We start from the raw sequence: 26,134 nt of genomic DNA on the forward strand, positions 1-26,134 counted from the left end.
TTCCTTAATAATATTCAGGACCATTTCATAACACGAAATCTTTTTCTCAAGCGGGAGATTAGTTTGCTCCAGGTAGGCAGAAATTTCAGTCATCGTATTTTCAATATTGCTTGAGTCAACAAAGCTGATTTTGTTATCTTTTAAAATAAAGAAATTGGTAAAAGCATGCGTTTCGTCTACACCAAATTGATAAACCCCATCGCTGTTAGTTTCTATTATGATAGGGCTACATTTTATAAAGTTTTGATCACCTTCACTCGCGACTCCTTTCGACTTAAGATAAGAAAAAGCTCATCAGTTCGGCAGCCAGCATTTTGCCCATAAGAGATAAAGCATGAAAGCAGAGCAAGTATTAACAGGCAATATCTCATAATTTCCCGATCAGCTTCTTAAACACTTCATAATCCCGAAGGTAATCCTGTTCATCAAAATCTGTACTTGCCAGGCAGAGAGCTATAGTTCCTTCGGTAAAAGTTAACTCGGTCCAGCATAAGGCCGGAATGTATAATCCCCTGTCTGCAGATGAAAGCCCGAACTCATTTATTCCAGTACTTGTTTCGGCTTTAATTTTTATAGTTCCGGTAAGGGCTACCAGTACTTCTTTGGTGGTTTTATTGGCATGATGTCCGCGTGTGACTTCGGTTGGCGTGCCTTGTATCCAGAATACGCGCTTAACTGCAAAAGGCAATTTATCGGCAAACTGCGTGGACGTAAGCACCCCTGCGGCGGCACTGCCAACCTGCTCAAAAGAAATCAAGTAAGGAGAATCTGACAACGTGATGCGGTTAAGTATTGTAAATAAATCTAATTTAGGCAATTTTACTAATACTTATAGTTAGTGCTATATCCTGCTAGTTCTTCATTTGTAATTTATCCGCCTTAAAACCCATTATGCTCTACCTGCTGCTCAGCATAATTGCCAGTACGTCATTGGTTTTCATCTTCAAATTATTCCAGCGTTTCGAGGTACCAACGTTCCAGGCAATAGTTGTGAACTACCTGACCTGTTTGGTGGTAGGCTTTCTGTTTTCGGGTGGCAGCGGTGTTGTGCAGGCTGGTATGTTGCAGCAAAGCTGGGTAATTTACTCGCTGGCGCTGGGCACTATCTTTATCGGCACGTTTTACCTCATAGCACTTACCACACACAAAGTTGGCGTAACGGCAGCAGCGGTAGCTACCAAAATCTCATTGGTTATTCCGGTGCTGTTCAGTTTGCTGGTACTCAAAAACAGCCTCCTCAAGAATTACACTTTCCTGAACTATGCAGGTATGTTTGCAGCGCTGGTGGCTATTGTACTTTCGTCTATCAGGCCGCGTAACAACAACGATGGTGAAGAACCTGTATCTCCTTTTTTTGCCTTACTGCTTCCGTTCATCATCTTCCTTACCAGTGGCATCGCCGATTCGCTCATCAACTATACAAACCATTTTCATCTGCAACAAAACGAAGCCAGTCAGTTCACCATGGTCACTTTTACAGGGTCGGCTATAGTTGGGTTGGTGGTGCTGCTTTATTTGTCGATTACGGGAAAAACTACTTTCTACAACAAAAGCATTCCAGCAGGCATTTTACTGGGCATCCCTAACTATTTTTCTATTTACTTCCTGATAAAGGCCCTTTATGCTTTCGGTAACGACGGAGCTTTTCTGTACCCGCTCAACAACATCGGCATTATACTGGCAGGTGCGCTGGGGGCAGTTTTGTTCTTTGGCGAAAAGCTTACAAAAGTTAACTTAGCCGGCCTTGCCCTGGCCGTAGTGGCACTGGTGCTTATTTCATATCAGGAAATTATTGCAAATTTGTTCTGATGATACAGGATACGTACCGAACTATAGCCTCGCCTACCGAAAGCATTTACAAAGAAAAAGGAAGCAAGTTTCTGGCCTTTGCTTATCCGGTATATTCTGAAGAGGAAATAAAAGAGCACCTGGCTGAACTTCGCAAAAAGTACTTCGATGCACGCCACCATTGTTATGCTTATAGTTTAGGAGCTGATAAAAGCCGTTACCGTGCCAACGACGATGGCGAGCCCAATCACTCCGCCGGCGATCCTATTCTCGGCCAGATACGCTCTGCTGATCTGAGTAATGTGCTCGTGGTGGTAGTGCGTTATTTTGGTGGTACTAAACTGGGCGTAAGCGGCCTGATCAGCGCCTACAAAACTGCCACCGCCGACGCTATCGCAGAAGCCACCATCATCGAAAAACATGAAACCATCCTGTTACAGGTAAACTTCGAATATCCCCAGATGAACGACGTCATGAGTCTTGTAAAAGAATATAACCTGGACGTCAGAAATCAACAGTTCGAGCTCGCCTGTATTTTAACTATAGAAGTAAGAAAACAGCTACAAGAAGAAATAACCGCCAAACTGGAAAGTATTGAAGGGGTTTGTGTGGAGTTAGTGAGTTGAAGGATATTATTTTGATCTCCGGAAGAAATCCGGGTTCTATCGTTTCATATTATCATCCCGAGTGTTGGCCGAAGGATCTTATATGTCTTATAGTTTCTATTTTGTCATTTCGAACAGCGTGAGAAATCTGGGTTCTATAGTTTGCTATAGTTGTAACCTGTACCAAGCTATCCTTCTATAGTAACTTCTAATCCTGGAAGCTTTACTAACCTATAGTTTCAATCTAGCTTTGGTGCCCTCACGACCGGGAGGCCCCGCCTTGGGGGTAGGGGCCCTCGATAAGGGCATCGCGCTGTTGCTTTCTTGCTACCCTCGTACCTCGGGTTGCCTGGCGGCACCGCAACAAAGCAAAGACTGTGATCCGTTCGATAGCTAAACTATAATTGGCAGAACAGCTATAGTTGCATCGCTTTATCGTGGTCGTATTTCCGGAGGGACAGGTCGCGACCTGTCCGATCATGGTGTGTGTCTATTGAATTATAAATGAAACTATAGCAGAGTCAGATTTCTCCCGCTGGTCGAAATGACAGCTTGAAAAACTGTAGCAGAAAGTCCCCCTTTAAAGGGGCAGGGAGATGACAAACGAAAACTATAGAACGATATCCTCAACTATAACAACAACAGAAATTCCCCTTTTAGGAGGGGTAGGAGAGGGTTAAAACCGCAGCGATAAAACAAAATCTAAAACTATAGCAAAGGCCGTTAAGCTCCTTCCCTTGTTCTTAGGGGAAGGCTGGGAAGGGGTAAAACTGAAACTATAGAACTATAGCAATTCCCTTTATCCCAAAAATCCCTTAAATCTCCATTAATCCCGGTTCAGACATAGCCTGTCCCTGCCGGGCCAGTTGCGTCAGGAGACACAAAATAATCATTAGTCACGAGCGGTGACGCTCGCGCCAGCATCATAGCATAAAGAACTATAGTCGTAGCAATAGCCTTACCTATAACCTACCGCTTTAATCTGAAATTTATCTTTTGCAGCTCTCTTTGGTACACTTTGTAAAGCGAGAAGCTGTTTTCAGCTTCGTTGTGGTAGATGGTAACCGGCTGACTGCTATCCAACGCATTGCCACCAATTAACCTGCCGGCTGCATCGTAAAGGTATGTTTTCTGAGGGCCTGTTTCTGTGATAGCATAGATGACATTGTCGCCTCCGAAGTTATAGTACTGCACCAGTTTAGGGGCCGATGTAACAAAGCGTTTCTCGAATAACAACTTCTGTTCCTGGTTAAATACAGCCACTTTACCCTGCTCCTGCCTTACAAAAACAAACGATTTGTCGTCATTGCCAGCCTGCACCATTTCAAACATCGCACGCTTGCTTGGCCTGGGCAGTTTATCACGGCGCAGCACGCGGCCCTGCAGGTTAAAGGTAATTACCTCGCCGTAACGGGTTACCGTTTTAAGTTCGGTTCGGCGCAGGTCTGCACCAACTTTAGCCACTGCCCCACTCGTAACCGGTGACTTTAAGCTGAACGGAAATCCCTGGTAGGTATCGCCATTTTTGTTCAGCGCATAAACATAGCCATTTTCCAGCAGCACCAGTATCACATCGCGGGTACCAATGCGCAGGTGTTGCGGGTCGGCGGCCAGTTTATGCTCGAGGCGGCGCGGTTGCCAGCCTTGAATGGCATTCCCCCTGATGTCGTACATGTACAGGTTACCCAGGTCATCATCAACCAGCAAACTATAGTTACCGCTTCGGTCGTAGTCCAGTATGGTCAGGCGCTGAATATTCAGGGAATCAGTGAGGTTAAACGGAAAATTCTCTAATGGCTCGCCCTGGTTATTAATGGCATGGATGCGGTTGGATGAGGCAAAAAGGTAACGGAGCCTGTTATCCGGGCCAATTGGCAATTGTTTTATTGTTCCGCGCACTGTGCTGCCCAAACTATCAGTCCAGGTACGTTTTCCGTCTGCGGTTATGTTGTAAAGTGTATAAGTGGAATCCTGCACCACTACTTCGTAGCTTTTATCAACAACATTCTGCACTGGGTAAGGCCGCGAAACAAGCCTGCTGTCAAAAGGCATCGAGAACACCGTATTATAGTTACTCTCGGCTGCGTTGCCGCTTTCCTGTTTCCGGATAACGATGCTGGTATAGTACTGCCCTTCTACTTTGGCATATTGTAAACTTACCTGGTTAAACTTCTTGATGAACGAAGAGGCCTGCAACAGACTTTCGCGCTCTTCTTCGGAAGTGTAGCGGTTTAAAATATACCAGGCATTTACAGTATTGATGTAAAAACTGAAGTTGGCTTCCTGTAATAGTTCGCCTTGCAGGGCCAGCTGCACCGGCGATTTGCTCCACACCTTCTCAGCCAGAATATCATCTATCAGCGCATGCGCCGTACTCAGCTCATCCGTAAATAAAATGTACTTATCCAGCTCTACTATATAAACCTGCTCAAAGCCGGAAAACATCTCTCCAAACAGCTTTTCGGGCAATTCAGGAACAGCCATCTCCTGCACTTTGTAGCCACCATACATGCCTGTATACAGCCTGCTTTTTTGTGCCCTGTCTGAGTTTAACTTCTGAAGGAGCTTCAGTGTCTGTGGTTTATTGCCTGATAAGGCATACAGCACTTTTTCGGGGCTGTTGCGCGTGGTATTGGTCTCGAGGTAAGCCAGCACAAGCTCCTGCTTAAAAGTATTGGCCAGGCTATCTATAGTTGCATCGTTGGCAGTTGGCCTGGCCTTTGGGTTCAGCTGCTTTACACGTGCAATTTGCTGTACCCCGAAATGCAGCATAACCGCGGTGCGGGTTGGCAAATATTTTTTTACAAGAATAGGCTTAGGCTTTACAGCCAGCAGGTTGTTGTGCATCGAGCCCTTCAGAAGCTCGGGGTTAGAGAAACCGTTCAGGGATATTTTGTTCTCATCGAGTTTAAGCTGCAACATGCCACTGCGGCAAAGGCTGCTCAGGTACTGCACCTGCGGCATTATTTCATCTTTCAGAAACAGGTTGAGCAATGCAGGAATTTGCCGGTTGTTAACATACACATTAGCGTAAACATCGGGCTGCTCCAGGTAATTTGCATTTTTATATTCGGCTGCTACCGATGCAGGGTTATCTAATGCAGCGCGGCGTACCACTTCTTCTATCAGTGCCGATGACGCACTCAGGACCATGTTGTTATGATACGAGAAATAGGTATAGTGCAGGTCAAGTGGCTTGTAATGTACTTCGGTTAGCAACACGCCATTATATTGCCGCGAGGTCTGCTCAAAATCCGGGTTGCGGGAAATGTTTTCGGTTATAGTTCTCAGGAAGCGGTGTTCGCCAACAGAATTTACAGGGATATAGAAAACAAAATTAAGCGAGGTTTTGCTGGTAACATGTACCGAGGTAAGAATGGTCTTTTCGTTGAAAAAACGGTTCAGGCGCAGTTTACTTGGTGAAACGCTATCCAGCACCGCCATGTTCTCCTCAAACTCCTGCATAATCGGCAGCACCTCCAACTGCTGCCAGAGCTCTGTTTTCTGCAGGTGGTTGGCCAGTGCCTGGTGGTTATTGCTTTCTATTACAAGGGCAGCGCTTTCCGGCACAATCGCCCAAAGATCTACCTTCTCCTTGGAGGCCTGCCAGCGGCTAAAGCCATAGTATGCCAGCGATGCCAGCACTACAAACCCGATAAAGTAGAAAAAAAGCCGTTTCAGCATGAAAAGCGTTATATGTGCACAAAAATAACCGAATTTTTTAAACCATAGGATTTTACAGATTTATGTTCCAACTATAGCGCGTCCTATAACTTATCCGGAGCCTGCGTACGTATACTTTAACCCGAACTCAAACACATAACATATGTTTAAAATACTGGTACCTGTCGATCTTACGGAAAGCGCTTACAAAGCCTGCAACTTTGCCCTAACATTTGCCAACCAGGCACCCGAAGCAACCGTGGTCATACTCCACTGTTACCAGGATTACCTTGAAGAACCTACCGGCGAAGGCATGATTTCGGAAAGCAATGTCACCTCAGAAATCATAACAGACCATGTACTGCGCCGTAACCAGACCGATGCCCAGGAAAAGCTCGATGAACTATACCAGTCGCTGAAAGCCATGAATAAAAATCCGTACCTGCACCTGGAGCGCGTGTTTATGTATGGCATGCCCGAAGACCTGGTACCGGAAGAAGTGCAGCGTTTTAAACCGGATCTGCTGGTAATGGCTACGAAAGGCGAATCTAACCTGGCCCGTACATTTTTCGGAACCATCTCCACCAATATTGCCCAGGACGTTAATGTGCCCCTGCTAACCGTACCCGAAACCTACGAGGGCACCACCATTAAACGGGTACTGTATGCCACTGATTTTGATAAGGAAGATGCCCAAACGTTGGAAGCGATACAGCAATTACTGCTACCCTTTAGCCCGGTTATAGAGTGCGTGCATGTGGCCGAAGAACCAACCCGAAGCGATAATAAAAAGCTTGAAGAACTACGCAGCAAATTACAGCAAACCGCTCAAACCAATATCAGTTACACGTTACTGGATGGCGATGACGTGTCTGATGCGCTGCAGAAATTTGTATCCGAACAGGCTATTGACATGGTGGCCTTAACCAGCCGCTCCCGTACCTTGCTCGGCTCCCTGCTAAACCCCAGCTTAACCAAAAGGCTTATGCTGGAGTCGCAGGTTCCGTTACTTATTTTTCATGCTTCGGATAAGGAGTAGTTACTGCAGCCGGGCCATTAACGCCTGGTAATAGCGCTCTAAACTGCCTTCTGATGTACCCAGGAACAGGAAGGGCTCAATCAGTTCAAGCTCCATCAGTACCAGTTCATTGTTAAGCGTTACGCCATCTACACGGGCATACAGGCAGTCTTTCGCAAAGGCATCAACTATAGTTTGCGCGGTGGCCAGTAAGGCAGCAGGAGGAGTTGGGGTATGTATGGTTCCGCCAAAAAAGTGCTGCACCCTAAAGTCACCGGGCTTGGCTGTTTTAAGTACCGTGTGGCTATAGTTGCCACCAAAGAAAATAAACGACCACTCCCCTTCTGTTTTTATTTCTTCGATGAACGGTTGCGCCAGGAAAGGCTCGTGTTGCAACAGCTGGTTTATTTCTGAAGTTTTGGCTTCGGCTTCATCTATAGTTAAGGCAAACGTATTTTTAGCGCCGCCGCTTACGCGTGGTTTAACTATAATTTTCTCACTTCCGAGTTCTTCAAAAGCTGCCTGCGCATTAAATGTATTTCCCTGCTCCAGCCAAACCGTCGGAACTATAGTTACCCCAGCGGCTTCCATAGCCTTAAAATATAGTTTGTCGGCGTTCCAGCGCAACGTTTTCACAGGGTTCAGCACCTTACAGCCTGCGGTTTCTACCTTATCCAGCCAACTATAAAACGCAGCTATCTTGTCAAAATAATCCCACGGCGATTTAATGATCAGGGCACCAAATTGGCTCCAGTCCACGTTTGCGTCATCCCACACCTGCCACGTAACGGGCAGGCCTTTTCCCTTCAGAAACTGGTATAAACGCTCATCTTCTGAGTCGGCATTTGCGGTATAGTTACCAAGGCTTTCACAAGTTATCAGCGCTATTTGTTGTATTTGCATAATTGTATCATATTTGCTGCGAATTTATACTTTGGGCAGCGCAGAAACTATAGACGAAGGCACATTTAAACAAAACTTTAAAGTGCGTGGTTCTCGTATGTGAGGTATAAGACTTACCCTTTTTCCGGATACCATGTTTACCCTGCTCTGCAACAGTTTCAACTATAAGTATGCCCTACGCGTGCGGCTGCTTGCGCTGTTGTTTTTTGTGCATTCTGTAGCCGTAGCGTGCACGTCAGAGCAAGCCAGCGAAGAAAGCACATCGCCCGTTGCACGCGAAACCTCGGACACAGCTTCCGTTCGTGCCCCACGCCGCGCGCCCGCCACTATAGACTTTTTAGGCAATCCTTTTATTGCCAATGTGATCCAGAGCAATTCGCTAAGCGCTTATTTCGATAAAATACAGGATGATTTTTCGGTGGATGCGGATGCGATAGAGAACATGCACCGGCCTAACATTACGGACACGATTTACACGATCCGTTTCGGAAACTCTATGCTGGAACTATATGCCCCAACGCAGTCGGGTAAACTGCTGCTGCAGGTTGCTGATATCCGCAACAGCACAATTAAGCTCCGTAACAACCTGCGTGTGGGCATGCCCCAGGAGGAACTGACCGGAAAACTGAAAGCCCAGAACATCCACCTGCAACAATCCCCGGACAAGATCATCGCCTCCACCAAAGACGGCGCTCCTATTCACTTATACTTCTTCCTCAAAAATGGTAAGGTTTCGCGGATCTTCTATGAAGGATATGTGGATTAAGGTGATTTTGATTTGAAGAAGTAGTATCAAGTTTACTGTTTTAAAGTTCACTCTTGTTTTTGACAAGCGGAGAAATCTGAGTTCTATAGTTCTTCTTTGTCATTTCGAACAAAGTGAGAAATCTGAGTTCTATAGTTGGTTATAGTTGTTGCTGAAACCAAGCCTTTTCTTCCATAGTTGCTTCTAATCCTGGGAGCTCAACTAACCTACAGTTTCAATTTAGCTTTGGTGCCCTCACGGCCGGGAGGCCCCGTCTTCGGGCATCGCGCTGCTGCTTTCTTGCTACCCTCGTTCCTCGGGTTGCCTGGCGGCACCGCAACAAAGCAAAGGCGCTCAACCCAAAGACTGCGATCTTTCGATAGCTAAACTATAGTTAAGTGAACAGCTATAGTTGTATTGCTTTATCGTGTTTGTAGTTCCGTAGTCTTAGGCTGTAACTATAGAACTATAGCTAAGCTTTAACTATAGCTAAAATTCCCCTCTTGGGAGGGGTAGGGTGGGTTAAAACGCTAACAATAAAACTATTAATGAAACTATAGCGACAACTCGAAAACTCCTTCCCCTGTTGTTAGGGGAAGGGTTAATACAGCAACTATAAGACTATATCCTGAACTATAGCAATAGCCTGATCCTGAAAATCCATTCATCCTGTAAATCCTGATTCAGACGCCTACTTCCAATCACACTTTTCCTTTTTTGATAATTTAACATCTATCTTTGCCTGGCAATTACTAATATCAAGCAAAATGCGTGTAGTCATTCAACGGGTAACACAGGCCTCTGTAACTATTAAGGGACAGGTAAAAGGCGAGATAGGTCTGGGATTACTGGTACTGGCCGGCTTCTGCCCTACCGATACCGATGAAGACCTGAAATGGACAGCATCTAAAATTGCCCAGCTCCGAATCTTCAGCGACGCCGATGACAAAATGAACCTGAGTGTGCTGGATGTATATGGTGAGATATTGGTTATCAGCCAGTTTACATTATTTGCCAACACTAAAAAAGGGAACCGCCCTTCTTACATCAACGCTGCCCCGCCAACTATAGCCATTCCGCTTTACGAAAAGTTTATAGCTTACCTGGAGGCTGCCTTAGGCAAAAAAGTACAGACCGGCGAATTTGGTGCCGACATGAAAGTAGCTTTACTGAACGATGGACCGGTAACGATAACAATAGATTCTCAGAACAAAGAATAAACCCATGACCATACAGGAAGCACAGCAGGTAGTAGATAACTGGATAAAAGAGAACGGCGTACGCTACTTCAGCGAGCTTACCAACATGGCTATCCTGACCGAAGAAGTTGGTGAAGTGGCCCGTATTATTTCCCGCCAATACGGGGAGCAATCGTTTAAGCAGAGCGATACCGGCAAAGACCTGAGCGATGAACTGGCCGATGTGCTGTTCGTACTTATCTGCCTGGCCAACCAGACCGGCATTAACCTGACCGATGCCCTGCAAAAGAACCTCGACAAAAAAACCAAACGCGACAGCGAGCGCCATAAGCAGAACCCTAAACTGCAATAACGCTCCCAACCTTTACCCATCGTTTCCGGCCATAAATAACATTCCCCACATTTAACGGGCACCGGTTAAATATTCTGCAAAAAAGCCTGAAGCATGGCAGCTTTCTGAACGTATACAGTCATAAGATTTGCTGCATTTTATTGATTCTGATCTTCCTTCCATAGTAAAATAAATCAGGGTGCCAGCCTGAGCCGGATTGGCTGTGCCCATCGGTCATTTAGTTATAGAAACGATGTATCGCAAACGCTTATCTTCCCAGATCGCTGCGCTTTTGCTGCTGTTTCCGTTACTGGCGCAGGCGCAATATTTTGGCAGAAACAAACCTGCCTATACCAAATTCGAGTTCCAGGTACTCCACAGTCCGCACTTTGAGTTCTACCACTACTTTAACGATCCGCAGGATGCTGTAAAACTGGTGCTGGACGCCGAAAAATGGTATGCCATGCACCAGGCCGTTCTGAAAGACACCTTTAGCACGCGCAACCCCATCATCATGTATAAAAACCACGCTGATTTTCAGCAGACCACCGCCATTAGTGGCGAAATTGGCGTGGGCACAGGGGGTGTTACCGAAGGCCTGAAGAACAGGGTCGTGATGCCTGTCACACTATCTGACCGGCAAACAGACCACGTACTCGGCCACGAGCTGGTGCATGCGTTTCAGTACCACATGATGCGCTCCGGCGACTCTACCAACCTGTATTCTATCCGCAACCTACCCCTCTGGATGGTGGAAGGCCTGGCTGAATACATGTCTATCGGGAGCGTGGACCCGAACACGGCCATGTGGATGCGCGATGCGGTGATTAAAGATGATATTCCAACAATAAAGGACCTGACCCGGAAACCGCGCTACTTCCCCTACCGATGGGGGCAGGCACTCTGGTCGTTTATAGGCGGTTCTTTTGGTGATGATAAAATAGCTCCCTTATTTGAAGCAACGGGCAAATACGGCTTTGAGCGCGCAGTGGAAACTGTACTGGGTGTAGATGCCGAAACCCTGGGGAATATGTGGAAGACCAGCCTTCAAAACTATTACAAACCCTATATTGCACAAACCGACACTATAGCCACCGGCACCAAACTGCTGCACCCCGAAAATGCCGGCACCATGAACATCAGTCCTGTCATTAGCCCGAACGGCCGCTACATTGCCTACTTGTCGGAGCAGAATGTATTGTCGCTGGATTTGTTCCTAGCCGATGCCCGCACAGGTAAAGTAATCAAACAACTGGCCAACACAATTCGCTACGAGCACCTCGACAACTTCAATTTCCTGGAGTCGGCTGGTACGTGGTCGCCGGACGGTAACAAGTTTGCCTTTGTTGTTTTCTCCAGAGGCCGCAACCGGCTGGCTATAGTTGATGTAGCCCGTGCCCACGTTCTGGAAGTGGTGGACGTGCCCGGTGTCGTGGCCTTTAGTTACCCGTCCTGGTCCCCGGATGGCAGCAGCATTGTGGTAGCCGGCCTGGCAGAAGGGAAATCGGACCTTTACCTGTATAATCTTAAAACCAGGAAGACCACGCAGCTCACCAAAGATAACTACAGTGATGTAATGCCTTACTGGTCAGCAGATGGCAGCAGGCTTGTTTTCTCATCAGACCGGCCAACACCCGGCCAGGCAGGTAACAGCAAGGGCCGTTTTAACCTGGCCGAGCTGACGCTGGCAACAGGGCAGATACACTTATTTAACGTTTTTGCCGGTGCTGATAACCTGAATCCGGTGTATGCCCCTAACTCGGATGATATACTTTTCCTTTCGGACCGGGATGGCTACCGCAACATGTACCGATTGAACAGGGCCGATAACACAGTACAGCGCCTCACAAACTATGCAACAGGTATCAGTGGCATTACAGCACTTTCGCCGGCTATGAGTGTGGCCAGAGATGAAGCGACTGTGGTATACTCGCATTACCAGCGGGGCAACTACAGTATTTACAGTTCGCCGCTCGCAGCGTTTAAAGCGCAACCCGTGCCCTCCGATTCTGTTGATTTCAGAGCTGCCATTCTGCCACCACAGAGCCGTGTAAACCCACTGGTTGACCAGCAACTTGCCCAAATGTACAACACCGCCTCGCCGGTAAAAGCAGAACAGGTAAAAGCTGTACCTTACAGGCCCCAGTTTAAGCTCGATATGATCAGTGGCTCAGCGGGTGTAGGGGTTCAGTCGGCCGGGCCGATCCGTTCCGGGCTGCAAGGTGGCGTGAACATGCTCTTCAGCGATATAGTTGGCAATAACCAGATCTTTGGGGCCGTAAGCTTAAATGGCGAGATCTATGACTTTGGCGCCATGGCAGCCTACCTGCGGCAAACCGGCAAAATACAATGGGGCGTTTCCCTGAGCCATATCCCTTATTTATCTGCCCGGATAGGATCCAGAACCGATACACTGCAGACTTCTGAAGGTGGTGTACCTGTCGATAACCTGATCCTGCAGCAGATACGCACCTACCAGGACCAGATTGCTTTAATGGGGAATTACGTTATCAGTACAACGCGACGTGTAGAGTTTGGCGGAGGTATCTCCCACTATAGTTACCGCATCGACCAGTTCAACAACTACTATACCAACGGTTTTTACATCCGCACCGACCGGGAGAAAATCGATGCGCCCGATGGATTTATGTTTGAGCAACTATATGCTGCTTACGTAGGCGATAATTCACTTTTCGGACTAACCTCGCCGCTGGCGGGCAGGCGGTACAGGCTGCATGTGGAGCGTTATTTTGGAGAGTTTAACGTGTACAACCTGTTGGCAGATTACCGGCAATACATCCGTATTAAACCTTCTAGCCTGGCTTTCAGGGCCTTGCACCACGCCCGTTACGGCCAGGATGCTGAAAACGGCAGGCTTTCCCCATTAACTATAATCTACCCGTTTTATATCCGGGGATTCGGGGATGAATACTTTATAAGAAGCCAGGAACAGGGCAACCCGATCTCTTTTAACAACCTGTATGGCAGCCGGATTGTAGTAGCCAACATGGAATTAAGATTGCCATTTACCGGCCCCGAGCGTCTTACCCAGATCAAATCCGGATTTTTGTTCTCGGACCTGAACCTGTTTGTTGATGGTGGCCTGGCCTGGAGCGAGAACCGTCTTTTTAATGAAACAGAATTTAGCGGGCAGTTTGACAGAGAGATAGAATACAGGCCTTTGATAAGCACCGGTATATCGGCACGCATTAACCTGTTTGGGGCCATTATAGTGGAGCCTTTTTATGCGATACCCCTGGAGAAGAACGGCATGAAGCTGGCAAACTTCGGAGTGAACATTGGCCCGGGCTGGTAAACTGCAGGTTGGCCAACAGGCGGGATTCTTAAACTATAAAGGCCGGTAAAATTACCGGCCTTTATAGTTTATGCTGTTATAGTTTTCCTGGCAAACAGATCAATTAACCGGTCGCCTTTCCAGACAGGCAATACACTGTACTTGTCGTGTAACAGGCAGAACTCCACATCTTTATGGATTTCCAGATTCTCCAGCCGGCGCACATGGGATGATTGTCTTAAAAAGGCAGCCAGGTCATTTTTTGCGGCCTGGTACAAGTGGAGCGAAGCCAGTGTTGCATCGTTCTCAAAAGTAAAGCTATCCTGTAATCTTTCGGCCAGGGCACCGGCATAAAGCGTATCTTCCAGGTTAAACTTCCCTTTCCAGCCGGCGCAAACTACCAGCACATCCAGTTGCAGTTCTTTCAGATGATCGGCAACTGCCTGCAGATTCAGAAAAGAGCCAACTATAATTTCGTCGGCTTCCATGGATAAGTGGATGGCGCGCGTGCCGTTGGTAGTGGTAATAGCTATAGTTCTGCCCTGCACGTTGCCATTCATGTACGCAAACGGCGAGTTACCCAGGTCGAAACCTTCGGCTTTTACGCCATCGCGCTCGGCCGCAATCAGGCAACCCTTCGCAGCATAAGCCTGGCATTCTTCCAGCTTCATTACCGGAATAATATCCTTAGCGCCATGTGCAAAGGCAGTTACCATAGTTGAAGTAGCCCGAAGTATATCCACAGCCACAACGGCTTTTCCCTTCAGCTCATACAAGTGCAACAGCTCGGGGCTGAAGCACACATCTATACTTGGCATTACTTAATGGTTAAATTGTTGGATTGCTAAATTGTTAAATGGTTAAACCGTCAGAATAAAGTCTTCCAACAATTTAACCATTCAGCCATTTAACAATGTAATTCTATTTCTTCAGGATAGGCAGTTTAACGATCTGGCCTTTCATGTCTTTGTTACGAACACGGATAAATATCTCAGTGCCTGGCTTGCTGAATTCGGTTTTAACGTAACCCAGCCCAATGCCTTTGCCCATAGTTGGCGACATAGTTCCGGAAGTTACTTCACCGATCTGCTCGCCTTCAGCGTTCACGATCTCGTAGTGTGCTCTCGGAATCGCTTTTTCCAGCATCTCGAAACCAACCAGTTTGCGCTGTACGCCGGCTTCTTTCTGTGCCTTCAGGTTTTCAGAATTCACGAACTCCTTGTCAAACTTCGTGATCCAGCCAAGGCCGGCTTCCAGCGGAGAAGTGGTGTCGTTGATATCGTTACCGTACAGGCAGAAACCCATTTCAAGACGCAGCGTGTCGCGGGCGCCTAACCCGATCGGCTTAATGCCATGCTCCTTGCCAGCTTCCATAATGGCATCAAAAACGCGCCTGGCATCTTCGTTCTTCACATAAATTTCGAATCCGCCTGAGCCGGTATAGCCTGTTGCTGAAACGATAACATCCGGCACGCCGGCAAATTCGCCTTTGTCAAATGTATAGTAGGCCATGTTAGCCAGGTCCAGCTTTGTAAGGGACTGCAGCGCATCAACTGTTTTAGGTCCCTGCACTGCAAACAGCGACATCTCATCCGATATGTTTGTCAGCTTTACGCCACCTTTGTTATACTTATTGATCCACTCCCAGTCTTTATCGATGTTGGAAGCGTTTACTACCAGCATATAATCTTCTTCGCCCATGCAGTACACCAGCAGGTCATCCACTATACCACCTTGCTCGTTCGGGAAGCAGGTATACTGAATTTTGTTTGCTGTCAGTTTAGAGGCATCGTTGGTTGTTACACGCTGAATCAGGTCCAGTGCGCCCGGTCCCTGTACCAGGAACTCGCCCATGTGCGACACATCAAAAATACCAACGGCGTTACGCACCGTGTTATGCTCTTCTAAATCTGAAGAGTAGCGAACAGGCATATTATAACCGGCAAAAGGCACCATTTTAGCGCCAAGTGCTTCGTGTACATCGTTTAATGCTATTTTCTTTAATTCCATGATCTTGTTCTTTACTCAAGGGTTGTATGGCAAAAGTAACTAAACTTTTTTATTGCTGCTGGCTGAATTGTTAAATTGTTGGCGCCTTGTGGATTGGAGGATATTGATAGTTACCGGCCTCTGGATCTATATAGGTCGTAGAAGTTTGGGAACAATAGTTGCCTGTATTTATTTGTCATTTCGAGCATTCTTGAGTCGCGAGCCGAAGAGGGACAGCGTAGTTGTGAGGAAGCTTAATCTTTTTATAGTTTCTCTTTTGTCATTTCGACCTTTGGGAGAAATCTGGGTTCTTTAGTTGGCTTTGGTGCCCTCACGGCCGGGAGGCCCCGTCTTGGGGGTAGGGGCCCTCGATAAGGGCATCGCGCCTTTGCTTTCTTGCTACCCTCGTGCCTCGGGTTGCCTGACGGCACCGCAACAAAGCGAAGGCGCTCAACCCAAAGACTGTGATCAGTTCGATAGCAATAGTTGCTATATTTTGAAAGCCTATAGTTGCATCGCTTTATCGTGGTTATAGTTCCGTAGGGACAGTTAAACCTGTCCTGTCCGTGGATGGACTGTAACTATAACACTTACACGCTAACTATAACTATAACAGAAATTCCCCTCTTGGGAGGGGCAGGGGTGGGTTAAAATAGCAACTATAAAACAGTAACCTAAACTATAGCAAAGGTCTTATTTCTCTTCTACCAGGATCCTTTCAGGATGACAGATGGAGAAGTAGCCCCAATGCCCCCCGCCTTAGACTACCGGGAAGCGGGTTCGAAGGTAGCGAGCGTAGCGCTGAGGGGCAGGGTGGTTGGATTACAGAAACTATAGAACGATAGCCACAACTATAACAGTGGCCTTTATAACAGTGGCCTTAATCATAAAAATCACTAAAATCTCCCTTAATCCAGGTTCAGACAAACAACTACACTTTCATCAGCTCATTCTCCTTCTTCCCGATCAAACGCTGAAGTACAAACCCAAACAGGATCACAGCTACGCAACCGATCACGTTGAACCACAGAAAAGCAATGTCCGTGAAGTAAAAGCAGTATAGCACCACCAGCTCAGCAAGTATTGCTGCAAAGAAAACCGCGTGACCTTTGATGCGCTTAAAGTAGAAAGCCACCAGGAAAATGCCAAGTATGGTTCCGTAGAAGATGGAGCCGATAATATTTACGGCCTGTATCAGGTTATCGAGCAGCGAGGCGAATGTGGCAAACAGGATCGCTATAATTCCCCAGGCAACCGTGAAAAGTTTGGAAGCATTCAGGTAATGCGTGTCGCTGCCGTTGGGGTTAACCGAGCGCTTGTAAATATCCACCACCGTAGTAGATGCCAGCGCATTCAGCTCCGATGCTACAGACGACATGGCTGCCGAAAAGATCACAGCCAGCAGCAAACCAACCAAACCGGCAGGCAGGTACTTCATTACAAAAGAGATAAAAACATAGTCCGTGTCCCGGGTCTCCGCATCCGGAACGGCCGTTTTGATCAGGGTTTTCACTTCTTCGCGTACTTCCTTTCCGGCTGCGTTAAGGTTCTCTACCTGCGCTTCGGCAGTGGCAATGGCAGCGGCATCGTCTGTTTTAAGGGCAGATACCAGGCCATGCATCGCCTGCTGTTTCTCCTCAAAAATAGAACTATAGTTTGCCTCCAGGGTGCGGAGCTCGGCGGCGTGTTCGGTGGCGTATACCTTTGTTTTAGTGCCTTCGTTAAAAAAAACCGGTGGCTGGTTAAACTGGTAAAACACGAACACCATTACGCCTATAAACAGGATCAGGAACTGCATCGGTATCTTCAGCAAACCATTAAACAGCAACCCCAGCCGGCTTTCGGCAATCGATTTACCACCTAAGTAACGCGCCACCTGGCTTTGGTCGGTTCCGAAATACGATAGTGCCAGAAACAAACCACCCGTCATCCCGGACCAGAAATTATAACGGTCGTCCCAGCTGGTTTTCCAGTCCCAGGAGAAATCTACTACATTCATTTTACCGAGCTTTCCGGCTACGGCCACGGCATCTCCGAAACCCACGTTTTCCGGCAGGTAGCGCACCACCATAATCCCGGCAATGATCATCCCGCCCATCATCACGGCCATTTGCTGCTTCTGGGTTACGCTTACCGCTTTTGTACCACCCGACATGGTGTAGATGATCACCACCACACCGATAATAAGGTTTGTTATAGTTAAGCTCCAGCCCAGCATAGTAGAAAGTATAATAGCCGGCGCATAAATCGTGATACCCGCAGCCAATCCACGCTGAATCAGAAACAATAGTGCAGCCAGCGAGCGGGTTTTCAGGTCGAAGCGGTTCTCCAGGAACTCGTAGGCCGTATACACCTTCAGCCTGTAAAAAATAGGAATAACCGTGATGGAGATAATGACCATGGCGATAGGCAAACCGAAATAGAACTGCACAAAGCGCATTCCGTCTTCGTAAGCCTGCCCCGGCGTGGAAAGGAAAGTGATTGCGCTCGCCTGCGTCGCCATAATAGAAAGTCCGATCGTCCACCACTTCATGGAGTTATCGCCTTTCAGGTAGCCTTCTATGTCTTTACTGCCGCGGGTTTTCCAGATGCCGTAAATTACAATAAAGCCCATGGTGCCCAGCAGCACGATCCAGTCTAAAGGTCTCATTCGTAGAATTTGGTGATGGCGTAGAACAAAAGAATAAGAAAAGCCAGGTTGCCCAGCACCAGCCAGTACATGCCTTTCCAGCTCTTAAAAAAAGGCGGCTTTACCAGTGCCGGCTCTTCGTCTACAGGGTGATTGTCTTTCATATTTTTCTTGATGATAGACTATTTGACAAAAGACTAAGGACTTGATGAAAAAATTGGATTGCCAATCTCGATAATAATTCGCTTTCGGATGAAGATCTAAATGAGCTATTTTGCTGCGCCACAACTATAGTTTATTGTCCTTTGTCCTTTGTCTAAAAGTCTTAAGTCTGATCTATTTCATACTTGATTTAGTAGCGTTGCCCGATCCATTGTGTTTGCCCAGCGAGATCAGGTTTACAAATAAACGGTAAGCGCCCGGCACACCGGCAGGCAGCTCCCGGAACCACGAATAACCGGTATAGATATAGTTGCCTTTGCCATACTTAGCCACCAGCAAACCGCCATCACGGGCAGGCTCGCCTGGGTCATTCGACGATAGAATAGCTTCGTACTCGCTGCTCCACTCGTTCGGGAAATACAGGCCTCGCTCCTGCACCCAGCCATCAAAATCTTTCTTCGTGATCTTGTTTGGTGTGTTCAGCACCGGGTGACCTGGCTTCAGGAAACGCACTTCGGCATCCTCTACCGTAACTCTGTCGCGGGATAATTTTAATGGATACGGCCCTACATTTGGCAGCACCAGTGCGTGGTTGGTATTGTACTGCACAATCAGGTTGCCCCCGTTCTGCACATACTCCATTAAGGCAGGCTGATGATGCTTTAACCTGTCGATGGTATTGTAAGCCCGCACGCCCAAAATAATGGCATCGAACTGCTGCAGGTAATTTAACCGCATGTCGCTGTCGCGGAGCATGGTTACGTCGTAACCGATCTGACGCAGACTGGTCGGGATGTCGTCGCCGGCTCCCATTATGTAGCCAATCTTTTCGCCGTTCTTTTTTAGGTCCAGCTTTACAATTTTAGCCGATGCATCCGGGAAAGTGGTTTGTGCAGGTATGTGGCTGTAGTTGATCTCATCCAGACTATAACTATAGTTCTTACCATCTATAGTTGCAATGGCTTTTAGCTGAGCCTCATGCTGGCCTTTTGGCGGCGTAATCATAAATGCTACGTTTTGCTCCGCACCTTTTGCCTGTAAGTTAAAAGCTATAGTTGCGGGCTCCGCTTTCCAGCCTTTAGGTAGATCCAAACTTACTTTACCGGCTACATTTGCTTTACCAGCCTTCACGCGCACATTTACCTGTTTCGGCTCTTGATCGGCAAACATATAAACCCCTTCGCCCACATTTACAAACACAGGCGGCGTAACCACAAACGGACGGTACACTTCCCCTTCTACCGGGTCGGTGCGTTTATAAACTACAGGCACTGTTGCAGTTAAAGGCTCTCCGGCAACAGTTAACGAAAACGTAACCACCGCAGCAGGATCATTCTCAGGCTTGCCGATATCCTCGAAACCATCTACAGCGAACATGCCCAGGGTTCCCGGCCTGCGCAGCCAGTAAGGTTGCGCGTAAGCCATAGTTGCCGGCAGTTTTATAGTAGTACTGTACTTTACAGGGTCGTTGTGCGCCAGCTGTTTTTGCAGGGTTGTATCTTTTGCCGCAAAACTATAGTTGACAGTGTTTATAGTTACGGGTGTGGCCGAGCGGTTTATAGCTTCGATGTTAAATGCCAAAGCCTGTCCGGGGGCAGCAGAGAAATCGGTGGCTGTAACTTCCAGGTACAGGCCCATGGCATCCTGTATCAACTCATTTATGGCCTCGGTTTTCAGCTGCTTCCAGGGGCTGTCAGGTAATTTCTGTAATTCTTTCCGGGCGGCCAGCAAGGCCGGAACTATAGTTGCAGGCTCCGTTGGTTTATAGGTATCAATCGCTTTCTGAATGAGCTTTTCCACTTTGTCGCCGCCTTTTACGCGTGCCCAGGTGGTGTTTATGCCTTCCAGCAGTTCTTTTTCCGCTTTGTCGCCTTTGGCGTGCTGCAGGTATTCAATAGACGTGCCACGCGAGGCAGCAGCTCCGAATCCCTGGCTTTTGTGCATGCTTCGGCTGGCAGCAGCAATTTCGCCATACGACTGGCCCAACAGCGGATTGTAACCGCCCACATCCACTTTCAGCAGTTTATCTACATATTTATCAAACTCCGCCTGGCTGCCAAACGACCATACACCCGTGTTCCACAAGAGTCTTTTCGGCTGCCATACCTGTACATGCTTCAGTTGCTCCGGAAAGCGTTTTGGGTCGGCGGCGGCGGTAAAGGCTTCTTCAGCCAAAACGGCTGAGGCTGTGTGTTGCCCGTGGCCGGCGCGCTCATCCGGCGGGAAGCGGGTAATCATCACATCAGGCCTGAACTTACGGATCACCCAAACCATGTCGGCCAGCACCTGCTCCTTGTCCCAGATGTTAAATGTCTCGTCAGCGTTTTTAGAATAGCCAAAGTCGTTGGCGCGGGTAAAGAACTGCACTCCCCCATCTGTACGGCGGGCCTGTAGCAGTTCCTGCGTTCTTATAATGCCCAGTTCTTCCCGTATTTCCGGACCGATCAGATTCTGGCCGCCATCGCCGCGCGTAATGGAAAGGTAGCCGGTGTTGTATAGTTTTTCGTTGCTGAGGTGCGTTATCAGGCGGGTGTTTTCATCGTCGGGGTGGGCAGCGATATAGAGCACAGAGCCCAGCACATTCAATTTCCTGAGCTTCTGAAGTATTTCTGATGACGATGATTTTTCGGGTGCCTGGGCATGTGCTTCCGAAATTGAAAATAAAAAAAAGTTAACTACCAGAATCAGGTGCAATACGAAAGGCCGGAATTTCATAGTTATAGAGTATGCTATGTTGTAGAAAAGACAGTACTTTAGGCTGTCAGTAAGGTAAAACTAATCATTTTGAATGAGTTTTGGTGAAACAGTGTTAAACCATCAGATAAAATGCATTTTTCAGAAGACATACAACGCTGTGAATAATGCAGAATCAACTATAGCATATGCAGCGGCGCTGCTTATTACACATTAAAAATTACAATTGTATAGTAGATTAGTTTATAAACAGAATCATAACACAGGATTTAGTTGAAGTATTTAATCAAAAAATAAAAGAATAAAGACACTTGCTTCTATATATTTCCTATGCTATGTTTGTAGTAGACAAAGAACTTTTTGATTTTTTCTGTTAAAAAAATCTCTGAATTACTTTAAGAACCAGGCACCCTTAAAGCCGTATTTAAGCTAGTTTGAAACGTTTTACCTACTAGCCGGTACCGCTTAATTCTGTTTCTTACCTTAACAGACCAACATGGCAAACCAATTAGAAAGCAAGATTGAGGACTTTGCGTTCGATTATCTGAAAAATTATTATTCTCAACAGTATGCAACCGGCAATATACTTGTCGGGCAGAATGAGAAAACAAAACGCGGCAATACTACTGATGGCATGTTGGCATTTAAAAAACCCACCGGCGAAGCTTTTTTAGCAAATATCAGCATGCAGCAATCGGCTTGCCTGGTTAATATGCTTACCAACTATAAAAAGAAGGGCTTAGGTAAGTTAAGATTAGTTACCCCTCTGGTTCTGGCAATGCTTTGCTTTACACTTGGCAAAACAACCGGCAACATACTGGTGATGTTTATTGCACCTATAGTTATAGCCCCGCTCGGGTTTATGCTGCACACCTACCTACTTAAAAGGTACCGTTACCGCCAGCTAGAAACACTACTTAATACTGTAAAACAGGCTCCTGCCGATGAGCAATGGATCGGTTTATCGATCAGCAGTCTGGTGCTCAGGAACAACACGCTTGCTAAAACATTGCTTGAGATGTGCCAGCAGAAAGGGCTGGGCCTGATAACAGTTGGTAAAAGAAATAAAGTTGTACTGATGCAACGTCCGCAAAATAAAGTATCCCGCCGGAGCGATTTTTTATCTTATTACTCCTCTGAAGCTACTATTCGCAGAGCCATAAACGAAGACCATGTATTGCGTGTAGCATAACAGGAAAAATACAGCAAAATAAAAAGGCCCCGTTTCATTCAGTTGAAACGGGGCCTTTTTATTTGCTTACACATATCCTGATTCCTTCCTGCCATTTTATCCTTTTCCGGAACAGAAATATCAAAACCGCCACTTTACCGTAGATAGCCCGTACTTACTATAAAATTTTTTATTACTCTAGTAATCTTACCGTGAACATACTCTTTAAAATACTGGCTTATAGTTTTGTTATAGTTTCTTTAGGTAGCTGCCGTGGCGATGAACCTAAACGCATGCCAGATACGATCCCTGATATAAAGGGCAGCATAATCAGCCTTACCGAGACCGGTACAACTCAAAAAAACAGCAGGTTACAGCTAATTGTGGAAGCTGAGAAAGGGAATACAGCAACTTACCCGCAGGCAAGTGTTAAAGTAGACGAAAATACGCTGATAGAAGATAGTAACGGAAAACGGTTAAAAGCGGGGCAGTTAAAGCAAGGGCAGCAGGTAGAAATCTGGTTTGATGGTGCCGTTCTGGAATCGATGCCGGTACAGGCCACAGCTATTGCCATCAGAGCAAGCACGCAGCCGGGCAAACTATAGTTCTGAATAGCTAAAACGCAACTGCTTTAATGCAGGTGGAAACGTAAAACCACAGCCTGGATAAAATGGCACTTATACCAGGTTTCCTTATTGCCGTATACTGACAAGCTGCCCTCTATTATTCTAGCGCTCAATGCTATAGCTATCCCTCTTAAAACAGGCTCTCCTGTAACACCCTGTCCCTCTACAGCGCATACTTATTTCAGCTAAACTGTTTTACATGAAAGAAGCTCAGATCAGTCAGGTAAATTTAGTGAACAGGCAGGGCGAAAGCTATCTTACCATAACCTGGCACAGAAACTACACGCTAGCCAAATGGCATAACCACATTTTGGCAGATGATGTTATAAAAGGTGCAAAAGCCTTTCTCGAATTTATCCGTGAACACCCCTGCCCTAAATTACTCAACGATAAATCTGAAGCAACCGGCGATTGGCAGGACGCAAACGACTGGCTGGAATATGAGTGGCTGCCCGCTGTTTATAAATCGGGTCTGAGGTGTCTTGCCCATGTGTACTCCCATAGTATGTTTAGCCAGCTCTCTGCCCGCGACCTGCGCGGGCGTGTGGATCCGCCTTTGCTTATGAAGAATTTCCTGGACTTTAGGACCGCAGAAAAGTGGGTACTCAGCTGCAATCCTTAAACTATAGGTAGCTATCGATTAGCGGTCCACTCCGGCAAGCGTGGCAGGCGCTACGTAAACAACTTCTATGGTATCCAGGGCTATAGTTGCTACCGGCTCTTCGTAAGCAGTGTAAGCTACATTGGTTGAAACTGGTTTTGGCAGGCTTGTAGTTTCTTTGCACATAAGACCGAAACCAAATAAAGATGCGGAAAGTAGGATCAGGATTTTCATAATTTTAAGTGTTATAAGTGTTTTACAATTATTTATGATACAAATATATTATACAGTACTATGTAATGCAAGCTACTGTTACATACTTTACTACTAAACTATACCAACAACCGGAATTTATCCGTGAACAGCCATTTGGAGCAGATGAAAAAATTCAGAAAAAAGGCGCTATAATACAACCTCAGCTATAGTAACAGACACAGATTTACATTCGGGCCCTGCTAATACAAGAGGGTCCTTCTCCGCTACTGCATATTCCGCTATATTTGCAGGCATTTTAAACTATATGGAGCAGCAAACACAAAACACCAGGGAGACAGCGCAACAAAGCACCGGTTTCAAGCGCGAGATCACGTTATTCGATGCGATCATGATCGTAACGGGTGGAATGATCGGATCGGGTATCTTTATCGTTACCGCTGATATTTCGAGAGCCGTGGTTTCGCCGGGCAATATGCTGCTCGTGTGGGCCGTTTCCGGCTTTTTAACTATAGTTGGGGCTATAAGCTATGGCGAGCTCTCCTCTATGTTCCCCAAAGTAGGTGGCCAATACGTGTACCTGAAAGAGGCTTATAACAAACTGGTGGCTTTCCTGTATGGCTGGACCTTGTTTTTAGTGATACAGACCGGTGTAATTGCCGCAGTTTGTGTGGCCTTCGCCAAGTTTACCGGTGTGCTCTTCCCGTGGTTTTCTGATAATAACGTGCTGTTCAGCATAGGTGGCTTCAATTTCAGTACAGTGCAGTTGCTGGCTATAGTTAGTATTGTGGGCCTTACGTACATTAACACCAGGGGTGTTGACAGCGGCAAGTTCATCCAGAACATTTTCAGCAGTACCAAACTGATCGCCCTTTTCGGCCTCATTCTGTTAGGCTTGCTCTTTGGGGTGAATGAGACTGCCATCCAGGCCAACTTCTCAGATTTCTGGGGAACGCAAACGGCAACAGACGGCACATCGTTGTTACCGCCAACCAGCATTGCCCTTATTACTGCCATCGGCATGGCCATGGTGGGCGCCCTTTTCTCTTCTGACGCCTGGAACAACATTGGCTTCTCCGGTGACGAGATCGTGAACCCGAAACGCACCATTGTTTTGAGTATGGTGATCGGGTCGGCGCTTGTTACGGGCATTTACCTGCTCATTAACCTGGTTTACCTGCTGGTACTGCCCATGCACGGAAGCGCCTCCGCCACCGACATTATGGGCCAGGGAATTACGTTTGCCAACAACGACCGCGTAGGTACTGCTGTAGCCGAAATTATCGGGGGTTACAAAGCAACTATAGCCATTGCCCTGCTCATCATGGTTTCTACGTTCGGCTGTAGCAACGGCGCCATCCTTTCCGGGGCAAGAGTGTACTATGCCATTGCCAAAGACGGCTTGTTTTTCAAAAGCATGGGCCGCCTGAACAAGAACGGTGTGCCGGAAGCAGCACTTTGGTTCCAGTGTATTTGGGCCTGCCTTCTTTGCCTGTCGGGTTCCTACAACCAGCTCCTCGACTACGTTATTTTTGCTGTAATGCTGTTTTATATCCTGACCATAATCGGCGTATTTGTTCTGCGGGTAAAGCGCCCAGACCTGCCGCGCCCTTACAAAGCATTTGGCTATCCTGTACTCCCGGCGCTTTATATTTTGCTGGCTTCTGCCATCTGTGTTATCCTGCTTATCTATAAACCAACTTACACCTGGCCGGGGCTTATTATAGTGGCACTGGGTATACCGGTCTATTATTACTTCGGCAAGAAATTCTCCGAGCAAAACACGGAAGCATAATACCAGTCTTTGAACTATAAAAAATGCCTGCTCCAACTAAAAAGAGCAGGCATTTTTTATAGTACCAAACCAGATGCCCCCCCAGGTCCGAACACCTTCCTTGTGCTCACGTAGTTAGGTACATTACAAACCAGAACGCTCATGAGCAACACCAACGATGCTATTCCGCCAGGTTGGAGCTATAACCCCGCTACCTGGGGAGAACGCCTTCCCATTGTAGCATTGGCGCTGCTTGGCCTGGCAATTGCTACCTACCTGGGCCTTTTTCAGCTTAAGATTATCCCCACTGTATGGGAGCCGTTCTTCGGGAACGACAGCAGAAAGATCCTGACATCCGGGGTGTCTCAAATTTTACCTGTTCCGGATGCCTTGTTAGGAGCCTTAGGGTATGCAGCCGATGCGACCGCAGGGATTATAGGTGGCACGCGTCGCTGGCGCACCATGCCCTGGATCGTAATTCTGTTTGGTGTGATGGTGGGTCCGCTTGGGATGATAAGTGTGCTGCTGGTGGTGGTACAACCGGTGTTGTATGATGCCTGGTGCACGTTGTGTCTGGCTTCTGCAGTTATTTCGGTAGTGATGATCGGCCCTGCCATGGATGAGATGCTGGCTAGTTTGCAATACCTGAAACGAGTAAAAGATGCCAACGGGTCGCTCTGGAAAGCATTCTGGGGATATAAAGAAGTACAAGGTAATGTGATATAGCT

The 26,134-nt window shown here is 47.1% G+C and carries 21 protein-coding genes; 12 read left to right on the top strand and 9 right to left on the bottom strand.

Translation table 11 applies throughout. The features are described 5' to 3' along the window. Nucleotides 1-367: 367 nt before the first annotated feature. On the bottom strand, nt 368-817 hold the full coding sequence (locus GSQ66_RS09815) for a sugar 3,4-ketoisomerase (RefSeq protein ID WP_238395633.1): 450 nt from the start codon (nt 815-817) through the stop codon (nt 368-370). Nucleotides 818-891: 74 nt separating this feature from the next. Here GSQ66_RS09815 and GSQ66_RS09820 point away from each other — a divergent pair, with 74 nt between their 5' ends. Further along, the gene (locus tag GSQ66_RS09820; RefSeq protein ID WP_238395634.1) at nt 892-1,809 is read left to right on the top strand and encodes a hypothetical protein; all 918 of its coding nucleotides are present in this window, start codon (nt 892-894) and stop codon (nt 1,807-1,809) included. Nucleotides 1,810-1,811: 2 nt separating this feature from the next. Next, on the top strand, nt 1,812-2,414 hold the full coding sequence (locus tag GSQ66_RS09825) for an IMPACT family protein (RefSeq protein ID WP_162429005.1): 603 nt from the start codon (nt 1,812-1,814) through the stop codon (nt 2,412-2,414). Between the two features lie 948 nt (nt 2,415-3,362). On the opposite strand, the gene GSQ66_RS09830 is transcribed toward GSQ66_RS09825, so the two are convergent. Next, a complete protein-coding gene (locus tag GSQ66_RS09830; RefSeq protein ID WP_162427307.1) occupies nt 3,363-6,077 on the bottom strand; it encodes a PQQ-like beta-propeller repeat protein in 2,715 nt (904 codons plus the stop codon). Nucleotides 6,078-6,219: 142 nt separating this feature from the next. Between GSQ66_RS09830 and GSQ66_RS09835 the strand changes: the two genes are divergently transcribed. Next, nucleotides 6,220-7,095: a universal stress protein gene (locus GSQ66_RS09835; RefSeq protein ID WP_162427308.1), complete on the top strand. Its 876-nt coding sequence runs from the start codon at nt 6,220-6,222 to the stop codon at nt 7,093-7,095. Here the strand turns inward: GSQ66_RS09835 and GSQ66_RS09840 are convergent, their stop codons facing one another. After that, nucleotides 7,096-7,977: an ATP-grasp domain-containing protein gene (locus tag GSQ66_RS09840; protein WP_238395635.1), complete on the bottom strand. Its 882-nt coding sequence runs from the start codon at nt 7,975-7,977 to the stop codon at nt 7,096-7,098. It lies immediately after the preceding gene. Nucleotides 7,978-8,110: 133 nt separating this feature from the next. On the opposite strand from GSQ66_RS09840, the gene GSQ66_RS09845 reads away from it, so the two are divergent. The 4 genes from GSQ66_RS09845 (at nt 8,111) to GSQ66_RS09860 (ending at nt 13,568) form a co-directional block, all read left to right on the top strand. After that, the gene (locus GSQ66_RS09845; RefSeq protein WP_162427309.1) at nt 8,111-8,743 is read left to right on the top strand and encodes a hypothetical protein; all 633 of its coding nucleotides are present in this window, start codon (nt 8,111-8,113) and stop codon (nt 8,741-8,743) included. 746 nt (nt 8,744-9,489) lie between these two features. Then, the gene (gene dtd, locus GSQ66_RS09850; protein WP_162427310.1) at nt 9,490-9,942 is read left to right on the top strand and encodes a D-aminoacyl-tRNA deacylase; all 453 of its coding nucleotides are present in this window, start codon (nt 9,490-9,492) and stop codon (nt 9,940-9,942) included. Nucleotides 9,943-9,946: 4 nt separating this feature from the next. Then, complete coding sequence (locus GSQ66_RS09855) at nt 9,947-10,273, top strand: nucleotide pyrophosphohydrolase (protein ID WP_162427311.1); 327 nt, start codon at nt 9,947-9,949, stop codon at nt 10,271-10,273. Nucleotides 10,274-10,505: 232 nt separating this feature from the next. Further along, nucleotides 10,506-13,568: a PD40 domain-containing protein gene (locus GSQ66_RS09860; RefSeq protein WP_162427312.1), complete on the top strand. Its 3,063-nt coding sequence runs from the start codon at nt 10,506-10,508 to the stop codon at nt 13,566-13,568. Between the two features lie 68 nt (nt 13,569-13,636). On the opposite strand, the gene GSQ66_RS09865 is transcribed toward GSQ66_RS09860, so the two are convergent. The 5 genes from GSQ66_RS09865 to GSQ66_RS09880 form a co-directional block, all read right to left on the bottom strand. Next, nucleotides 13,637-14,365 carry a 2-phosphosulfolactate phosphatase gene (locus tag GSQ66_RS09865; RefSeq protein WP_162427313.1) on the bottom strand — a complete coding sequence of 243 codons (729 nt, stop codon included), beginning with the start codon at nt 14,363-14,365 and terminating at the stop codon, nt 13,637-13,639. A gap of 103 nt (nt 14,366-14,468) precedes the next feature. Further along, entirely contained in the window at nt 14,469-15,557 is a 1,089-nt protein-coding gene (gene gcvT, locus GSQ66_RS09870; protein WP_162427314.1) for a glycine cleavage system aminomethyltransferase GcvT, read from the bottom strand. Between the two features lie 910 nt (nt 15,558-16,467). Further along, complete coding sequence (locus tag GSQ66_RS09875; RefSeq protein ID WP_162427315.1) at nt 16,468-18,186, bottom strand: sodium:solute symporter; 1,719 nt, start codon at nt 18,184-18,186, stop codon at nt 16,468-16,470. After that, complete coding sequence (locus tag GSQ66_RS18795) at nt 18,183-18,329, bottom strand: hypothetical protein (RefSeq protein WP_202923332.1); 147 nt, start codon at nt 18,327-18,329, stop codon at nt 18,183-18,185. The genes GSQ66_RS09875 and GSQ66_RS18795 overlap by 4 nt, the downstream gene beginning before the upstream one ends. Before the next feature lie 172 nt (nt 18,330-18,501). After that, nucleotides 18,502-21,042: a PIG-L family deacetylase gene (locus GSQ66_RS09880; protein ID WP_162427316.1), complete on the bottom strand. Its 2,541-nt coding sequence runs from the start codon at nt 21,040-21,042 to the stop codon at nt 18,502-18,504. Nucleotides 21,043-21,517: 475 nt separating this feature from the next. On the opposite strand from GSQ66_RS09880, the gene GSQ66_RS09885 reads away from it, so the two are divergent. The 3 genes from GSQ66_RS09885 (at nt 21,518) to GSQ66_RS09895 (ending at nt 23,440) form a co-directional block, all read left to right on the top strand. Next, nucleotides 21,518-22,213, top strand: a complete 696-nt coding sequence (locus GSQ66_RS09885) for a hypothetical protein (protein ID WP_162427317.1) — start codon at nt 21,518-21,520, stop codon at nt 22,211-22,213. A 191-nt stretch (nt 22,214-22,404) separates the two neighbouring features. Beyond that, a complete protein-coding gene (locus tag GSQ66_RS09890; protein WP_162427318.1) occupies nt 22,405-22,797 on the top strand; it encodes a DUF3221 domain-containing protein in 393 nt (130 codons plus the stop codon). 220 nt (nt 22,798-23,017) lie between these two features. Then, nucleotides 23,018-23,440, top strand: coding sequence for a hypothetical protein (locus GSQ66_RS09895; protein ID WP_162427319.1), 423 nt, complete (start codon nt 23,018-23,020; stop codon nt 23,438-23,440). An 18-nt stretch (nt 23,441-23,458) separates the two neighbouring features. Here GSQ66_RS09895 and GSQ66_RS09900 read toward each other — a convergent pair whose 3' ends face one another. Continuing rightward, on the bottom strand, nt 23,459-23,653 hold the full coding sequence (locus GSQ66_RS09900; protein WP_162427320.1) for a hypothetical protein: 195 nt from the start codon (nt 23,651-23,653) through the stop codon (nt 23,459-23,461). A 286-nt stretch (nt 23,654-23,939) separates the two neighbouring features. Here GSQ66_RS09900 and GSQ66_RS09905 point away from each other — a divergent pair, with 286 nt between their 5' ends. Together GSQ66_RS09905 and GSQ66_RS09910 are read left to right on the top strand one after the other, a co-directional pair. Next, complete coding sequence (locus tag GSQ66_RS09905) at nt 23,940-25,427, top strand: APC family permease (RefSeq protein WP_162427321.1); 1,488 nt, start codon at nt 23,940-23,942, stop codon at nt 25,425-25,427. 141 nt (nt 25,428-25,568) lie between these two features. Then, entirely contained in the window at nt 25,569-26,132 is a 564-nt protein-coding gene (locus GSQ66_RS09910) for a vitamin K epoxide reductase family protein (protein ID WP_162427322.1), read from the top strand. Nucleotides 26,133-26,134 lie beyond the last annotated feature (2 nt).

It is taken from the genome of Pontibacter pudoricolor (genome assembly GCF_010092985.1).
GTDB lineage: Bacteria > Bacteroidota > Bacteroidia > Cytophagales > Hymenobacteraceae > Pontibacter > Pontibacter pudoricolor.

What these genes read in the sequence shown, in the direction of transcription:
- GSQ66_RS09820 (WP_238395634.1), top strand. Translation starts at nt 892, where the DNA reads ATGCTCTACCTGCTGCTCAGCATAATTGCCAGTACGTCATTGGTTTTC.
- GSQ66_RS09830 (WP_162427307.1), bottom strand. Translation starts at nt 6,077, where the DNA reads ATGCTGAAACGGCTTTTTTTCTACTTTATCGGGTTTGTAGTGCTGGCA.
- GSQ66_RS09835 (WP_162427308.1), top strand. Translation starts at nt 6,220, where the DNA reads ATGTTTAAAATACTGGTACCTGTCGATCTTACGGAAAGCGCTTACAAA.
- GSQ66_RS09840 (WP_238395635.1), bottom strand. Translation starts at nt 7,977, where the DNA reads ATGCAAATACAACAAATAGCGCTGATAACTTGTGAAAGCCTTGGTAAC.
- GSQ66_RS09845 (WP_162427309.1), top strand. Translation starts at nt 8,111, where the DNA reads ATGTTTACCCTGCTCTGCAACAGTTTCAACTATAAGTATGCCCTACGC.
- dtd (WP_162427310.1), top strand. Translation starts at nt 9,490, where the DNA reads ATGCGTGTAGTCATTCAACGGGTAACACAGGCCTCTGTAACTATTAAG.
- GSQ66_RS09855 (WP_162427311.1), top strand. Translation starts at nt 9,947, where the DNA reads ATGACCATACAGGAAGCACAGCAGGTAGTAGATAACTGGATAAAAGAG.
- GSQ66_RS09860 (WP_162427312.1), top strand. Translation starts at nt 10,506, where the DNA reads ATGTATCGCAAACGCTTATCTTCCCAGATCGCTGCGCTTTTGCTGCTG.
- GSQ66_RS09865 (WP_162427313.1), bottom strand. Translation starts at nt 14,365, where the DNA reads ATGCCAAGTATAGATGTGTGCTTCAGCCCCGAGCTGTTGCACTTGTAT.
- gcvT (WP_162427314.1), bottom strand. Translation starts at nt 15,557, where the DNA reads ATGGAATTAAAGAAAATAGCATTAAACGATGTACACGAAGCACTTGGC.
- GSQ66_RS09875 (WP_162427315.1), bottom strand. Translation starts at nt 18,186, where the DNA reads ATGAGACCTTTAGACTGGATCGTGCTGCTGGGCACCATGGGCTTTATT.
- GSQ66_RS18795 (WP_202923332.1), bottom strand. Translation starts at nt 18,329, where the DNA reads ATGAAAGACAATCACCCTGTAGACGAAGAGCCGGCACTGGTAAAGCCG.
- GSQ66_RS09880 (WP_162427316.1), bottom strand. Translation starts at nt 21,042, where the DNA reads ATGAAATTCCGGCCTTTCGTATTGCACCTGATTCTGGTAGTTAACTTT.
- GSQ66_RS09885 (WP_162427317.1), top strand. Translation starts at nt 21,518, where the DNA reads ATGGCAAACCAATTAGAAAGCAAGATTGAGGACTTTGCGTTCGATTAT.
- GSQ66_RS09895 (WP_162427319.1), top strand. Translation starts at nt 23,018, where the DNA reads ATGAAAGAAGCTCAGATCAGTCAGGTAAATTTAGTGAACAGGCAGGGC.
- GSQ66_RS09900 (WP_162427320.1), bottom strand. Translation starts at nt 23,653, where the DNA reads ATGAAAATCCTGATCCTACTTTCCGCATCTTTATTTGGTTTCGGTCTT.
- GSQ66_RS09905 (WP_162427321.1), top strand. Translation starts at nt 23,940, where the DNA reads ATGGAGCAGCAAACACAAAACACCAGGGAGACAGCGCAACAAAGCACC.
- GSQ66_RS09910 (WP_162427322.1), top strand. Translation starts at nt 25,569, where the DNA reads ATGAGCAACACCAACGATGCTATTCCGCCAGGTTGGAGCTATAACCCC.